We start from the raw sequence: 2,171 nt of genomic DNA on the forward strand, positions 1-2,171 counted from the left end.
CTGTCAGCGACGGGTGAAAACTGACCCCTAATCGACGGGTGAAAACGGACCCCCTCGGTGACCCTGTGGAGGGTGATCAGTGTGGAGGACTGGGCGGAGATCCGACGGTTGCGTCGGGCGGAGGCGATGCCGATCAAGGCGATCGCTCGACGGTTGAGGATCTCGAGGAACGCGGTGCGGCGGGCGTTGGCCAAGGAGAGCCCGCCTCGCTATGAGCGGCCTGCGAAGGGGTCGGCGGTGGACGCTTTTGAGCCGGCGATCCGTGAGCTGCTGCGGGAGTACCCGTCGATGCCGGCGACGGTGATCGCGCAACGGGTCGGCTGGCAGCGCTCGATCACGGTGCTGAAGGACCGGGTGCGTGAGCTGCGGCCGGTGTACCTGCCGCCGGACCCGGCCTCGCGTACGACGTACGTTGCCGGGGACCGGGTTCAGTGCGATCTGTGGTTCCCGCCGGTGGACATCCCGCTGGGGCACGGGCAGGTCGGGCGGCCGCCGGTGCTGGTGATGGCTGCTGGCTACTCGCGGATGCTGTTCGCGGTGATGATCCCCTCCCGGCAGGCACCGGACTTGATCGCCGGGCACTGGCTGTTGCTCAGTGAGCATCTCAAGGCGGTCCCGCGGGAGCTGGTGTGGGACAACGAGTCCGCGGTGGGGTCGTGGCGGGCTGGGAAGCCGAAGCTGACCGAGCACTTCGACGCCTTCCGTGGGGTGCTGGGGTGCGGGGTCCACCAGTGTCGCCCGGGTGACCCCGAGGCCAAGGGCATCGTCGAACGCGGCAACGGCTACCTGGACACCTCGTTCCTGCCTGGCCGGTCGTTCGACTCCCCGGCCGACTTCAACACCCAGCTGTGGGAGTGGTTGCCGGTCGCGAACCAGCGCATCGTTCGCCGGATCGGGTGCGCCCCGGCCACCCGCTGGGAGACCGACAGGTCGGCGATGCTGACCCTGCCACCGGTGCCGCCGGCGACCGGGTGGAGCCACCAGGTGAGGTTGCCGCGGGACCACTACGTGCGCGTGGACGGCAACGACTACTCCGTGGACCCGGCCGCGGTCGGTCGGAAGGTGCAGGTCGCCGCCGACCTGGACACCGTCACCGTCACCTGCGCCGGGAAGGTGGTCGCCGAGCATGACCGGTGCTGGGCACGGCACCAGAGCATCACCGACCCGGCCCACCACACCGCCGCTTTGGCATTGGCCGCCCGGGCCCACAAGACCCGACCCTCACCTCAGGGTGACGTGGTCGAACAGCGAGACCTGGCCGTGTACGACACCGCGTTCGGGCTCACCGACGGGCAGGTCGCCTGATGCCCGCCAAGAACAGCACCTCCCGCGACGTTGAGGCCGAGCTGTCGTTCCTGACCCGCGCCCTGAAGGCACCCTCGCTGGGCGAGTCGATCCCACGCCTGGCCGAACGCGCCCGAGAGCAGTCCTGGACCCACGAGGAGTTCCTGGCCGCGTGCCTGCAACGAGAGGTCGCCGCCCGCGAGTCCCATGGCGGCGAGGGCCGCATCCGTGCCGCCCGGTTCCCGGCCCGCAAGTCGCTCGAGGAGTTCGACTTCGACCACGCCCGCGGGCTGAACCGGCAAGCTATCGCCCACCTGGGCACCTTGGACTTCGTCGCCGCCAAGGACAACGTGGTCTTCCTCGGACCCCCGGGTACCGGCAAGACCCACCTGGCCACCGGCATCGCAATCCGCGCCTGCCAAGCCGGCCACCGGGTGCTGTTCGCCACCGCCTCCGAGTGGGTCGACCGCCTAGCCACCGCCCACCACGACGGGCGCCTCCAAGACGAGCTACGCCGCCTGGGCAGGTACCCGCTGATCGTGGTCGACGAGGTCGGGTACATCCCCTTCGAACCCGAAGCGGCCAACCTGTTCTTCCAGCTCGTGTCCTCCCGCTACGAACGAGCCTCCATGGTCGTCACCTCCAACAAGCCATTCGGCAGGTGGGGAGAGGTCTTCGGCGACGACGTCGTAGCCGCCGCAATGATCGACCGGCTCGTCCACCACGCAGACGTCGTCAACCTCAAAGGCGACTCCTACCGCCTCAAGAACCGCGACCTCGGCCGCGTCCCCACCCACGTGGGCGAGCAGGACTGACCATGACAACTCAACGACAGGGGTCCGTTTTCACCCGACGCCAGGGGGTTCATTCTCAGCCGACGTTGACAC

General features: G+C 69.0%; 2 protein-coding genes. Both read left to right on the plus strand.

The genetic code is table 11. The features are described from left to right. Window positions 1-72: 72 nt before the first annotated feature. Window positions 73-1,305 carry an IS21 family transposase gene (gene istA, locus JQN70_RS19695; protein WP_204133097.1) on the plus strand — a complete coding sequence of 411 codons (1,233 nt, stop codon included), beginning with the start codon at window positions 73-75 and terminating at the stop codon, window positions 1,303-1,305. Beyond that, the gene (gene istB, locus JQN70_RS19700) at window positions 1,305-2,099 is read left to right on the plus strand and encodes an IS21-like element helper ATPase IstB (RefSeq protein WP_204133098.1); all 795 of its coding nucleotides are present in this window, start codon (window positions 1,305-1,307) and stop codon (window positions 2,097-2,099) included. Before istA ends, istB begins: the two co-directional genes overlap by 1 nt. The last annotated feature ends 72 nt before the right edge of the window (window positions 2,100-2,171 follow it).

Origin of the sequence: Phycicoccus sonneratiae, from assembly GCF_016887965.1 — a bacterium.
Taxonomy (GTDB): domain Bacteria; phylum Actinomycetota; class Actinomycetes; order Actinomycetales; family Dermatophilaceae; genus Phycicoccus; species Phycicoccus sonneratiae.

Bases quoted from the DNA above. Each gene is read 5' to 3' on its own strand.
- istB (WP_204133098.1), top strand. From the start codon at position 1,305: ATGCCCGCCAAGAACAGCACCTCCCGCGACGTTGAGGCCGAGCTGTCG.